Annotated in this window: 3 protein-coding genes and 1 pseudogene; 2 read left to right on the forward strand and 2 right to left on the reverse strand. The window is 63.1% G+C overall.

The window, feature by feature from the left end:
- Positions 1–212: 212 nt before the first annotated feature.
- Complete coding sequence (locus tag I5W_RS25940; RefSeq protein WP_017451012.1) at positions 213–821, forward strand: FMN-dependent NADH-azoreductase; 609 nt, start codon at positions 213–215, stop codon at positions 819–821.
- Between the two features lie 84 nt (positions 822–905).
- On the opposite strand, the gene I5W_RS25945 is transcribed toward I5W_RS25940, so the two are convergent.
- Positions 906–2,246 carry a DUF3422 family protein gene (locus tag I5W_RS25945; protein ID WP_017451011.1) on the reverse strand — a complete coding sequence of 447 codons (1,341 nt, stop codon included), beginning with the start codon at positions 2,244–2,246 and terminating at the stop codon, positions 906–908.
- A 125-nt stretch (positions 2,247–2,371) separates the two neighbouring features.
- On the reverse strand, positions 2,372–2,929 hold the full coding sequence (gene greB / locus I5W_RS25950) for a transcription elongation factor GreB (RefSeq protein WP_044531423.1): 558 nt from the start codon (positions 2,927–2,929) through the stop codon (positions 2,372–2,374).
- A gap of 237 nt (positions 2,930–3,166) precedes the next feature.
- On the opposite strand from greB, the pseudogene I5W_RS33750 reads away from it, so the two are divergent.
- Positions 3,167–3,311: pseudogene (locus I5W_RS33750) on the forward strand (methylglyoxal synthase); the annotation flags it as partial.

The raw sequence follows: 3,311 nt of genomic DNA on the forward strand, positions 1-3,311 counted from the left end.
CCGGCGCGGCAAGCTGCCGGCCCGCACTACGTGGACGAACAGCCAGATGTCATTGAGGTCTAGCATGGCGGGCCTGGATTGCTTCCATAAATGGATCAGTGAAATGCGATTCTCGCATCTATTGGAAGAAATGAAAACTGGGTATCGTAGACCCCACTGCAAACGCCCTTCCCAACACGGCAATGCCCACCGAACCATCGAAAGGACACCCCATGAGCACCCTCCTGCACATCGACTCCAGCGCCCGTAGCGACGGCTCCATCTCGCGCCAGTTGACCGCTTCCTTCGTCCAGCAATGGCAAGCCAAGAACCCCGGCGGCAAGGTCGTGCATCGCGACCTGGCGGCCAACGCCCTGCCGCACCTCAACGAATCCATGCTGGGCGCCTATTTCACCCCGGCTGAGGCGCGCAGCGCCGAGCAGGCTCAGGTCATCCAGCAATCCGACGCCCTGGTCGATGAACTGCTGGCCGCCGACACCATCGTCATCGGCGTGCCGATGTACAACTTCGCCCCGCCCTCGACCCTGAAGGCCTGGATCGACCACGTGTTCCGTGCCGGCCGCACCTTCAAGTACACCGAAACCGGCCCGGTGGGCCTGGCTACCGGCAAGAAGGCCGTCATCATCCTCTCGCGTGGCGGCAAGTATTCCGAAGGCCCGATGGAAGCACTGGACTTCCAGGGCAAGTACCTCAAGGGCGCGCTGGGCTTCATCGGTATTACCGATGTCGAACTGGTGGTGGCCGAAGGCGTGTCCATGGGTGAAGAAGCGGCCAAGGCCGCCGTGGCAGAGGCCCAGGCCAAGATCAACGCCACCGTCTGATCGCAGCCCCTGCAACACCCGGCAACGGGGCGTACCGTGTATCGCGGTGCGCCCCGTTTCGCTTGATCAGTCCAGTCATTGGGTTCAGTGATGGCCCAATCCCTTGTGCATCCGGCGCAATCCCAGCCAGACGCAAGCCGCCACCACCGGCATGGCCAAGCCGGTGGCCAGATCTGGATTGAGCGGCAGGCCAGCCGCCTTGGCGGCCTTGCCGGCATACCCCAATAGCCCGATCACGTAATACGAAATGGCCGCCACCGACAGGCCTTCCACTGCCTGCTGCAGCTTCAGTTGCTGGGCGGCGCGGGCATTCATGGATTCCAGGATCTGACGGTTCTGGCGTTCCTGCACGATACCGATGCGGGTGCGCAGCAAGTCGTTGGTATGGGCGATGCGCTCGGCCAGCGCTTCCTGGCGGCGGGCGATGGCCTGGCAGGTGTTCATGGCCGGCGCCAGGCGGCGTTCCATGAATTCGCCGATGGTCGGCACCCCTTCGATGCGCTGCTCGCGCAATTCTTCGATACGCGCCTGCACCAGCCGAAAATACGCTTGCGAGGCCGAAAAGCGGTAGCTGTTTTCCAGCGACAGCTTTTCGATGCGCGCCGCCAGCCCGGTGATTCTGCGCAGGATGCGCTCATCCTCGGCCTGCTCCTCGGGCGTACCCGTGGTGGATTGCTCGGACTGCACCATGGCCGCCGTCAAGGCCGCCAAGTCGCCCTCGATCTCGTTGAGCAAAGGCCCGGATTGCTGCGCATGGGGCAAGCCCAGCAGCGCCATCATGCGATAGGTCTCGATTTCCAGGATGCGCTGGGCCAGGCGTCCGCCCTGCAGTTCGCGCAGGTCGATGTCGCGCACCACGAAGCGCGAGAAACCATCGGACTGGATCTGGAAATCGGTCCAGATCTCACCGCCCTGCAAGACCTTGCTGGAACTCATCAGCTTGCCTTCAAAGATGCGCTGCATCTGGCGTGCAGTGGCCGCCGGATCATCGGAACCGGGCTCCACCACCACGTGCGCCGCCACCATCAGCTTGCCCTTGAGCGCGATCAGCCATTGCTGCGGGATGTGCGCCAGCGGCGCGCGGGCAAAGGCCTGATCGGTCGACAGCACTTCTTCGTGCGCCTGGGCGAAGGTATAGGTGGCGAACTCGGTATGGCACTCCCACTTCAGACGGAAGCGGCCGAAATCGTGATAAAAGTGCTTGGCCTCGCCGCCCGGCGCGACCACGCCGAAATGGGCACACAACTCATCGAGCAAGGCGTGCTGGGCGCTGGCGTGGCGCGCGCCGTTACCCTCTTCGCGCACATAGACGGCCAAGTGCGTCAGGGTTTCGGAGCGCGTCAACTGCAGGAACGGGCGCGAATGCACCTCGGCCGCCAGGACGACACGCTGCGGATGGTTCAGGCTGGCAAAAACGATGGACATGAGGCTTTCTCGTGGAGGGTTCAAATAGCTTGCACCGGGCGCTCTTGGTGGCGCTCGCGGCCAGCGGCAGTACCGTACCGCGTGCAAGAAGCACGCCGGCCTGCCGCTCAATCATGGGGTGATGCTTACTGCGGGGCCGAATAGCTGACTTCCAGGATGGTCAACTGCTCCACCCCCGACGGCGTCTGCAGCACGACTTCATCGCCTTCGCGCGCCTTGGTCAGGGCCCGCGCCACCGGCGAAATCCAGCTGATGCGGCCCTTGAGCGGATCGAACTCATCGATGCCGACGATGGTCACCGTATGCGCTTCCCCGCGCTGGTTTTCGTAGTGCACGGTGGCACCGAAGAAGACCTGGTCGCTGCCGTGATGGACCGAGGGATCGACCACTTCGGCATTGTCCAGCCGCTTGGTCAGGAAGCGGATACGGCGATCGATCTCGCGCAGGCGCTTCTTGCCGTAGAGGTAGTCGCCATTCTCGGAACGGTCGCCATTGGAGGCCGCCCAGGACACCACGCGCACCACCTCGGGCCGCTCTTCGTCGATCAGGTGCAGCAGTTCATTCTTGATGCGCGCATGACCCTGCGGGGTCATGTAGTTCTTGGCCCCGGCCGGAATGGCCGGCAAGGCGAGCTCATCATCGTCGTCGCCGCCATCGGATTCTTTTACAAAAGCCTTGTTCATGCTGGAGTGGGTTAGGTATGCAGGTTCTGGCGTATTGTAGCCTCATGTGCAGCAACGCAGCGGTACAGTTGGGCGCATGAATGTCGCACCCACTTGTCACGGTAGCCGTCCACGCCAGGCTCGCCCTTTGGGCCGCACTCGGCGATAATCGTCATTTGGCCCGCATATGGTCGTCATGTCGAGCCTCCCAACCACCCTGCTCCTTCACGCCCTTACGCCTTCACTCCTCCTAGCGCCATGTCCTCCATCGCTCCCCGCTATCGCATCGGTCTCATCGCCAACCGCGCCCACCAGGACGCCTCGGATTCTGCCCTGGTGCAGTTGCTGACCGGNTCGCGGCATCGTATCGAAAGCCTGCAACCCGAACTGATCGTGGTCGGTC

The sequence above is a fragment of the Herbaspirillum sp. B65 genome, from assembly GCF_000333555.1.
GTDB classification, from domain to species: domain Bacteria; phylum Pseudomonadota; class Gammaproteobacteria; order Burkholderiales; family Burkholderiaceae_D; genus Herbaspirillum; species Herbaspirillum rubrisubalbicans.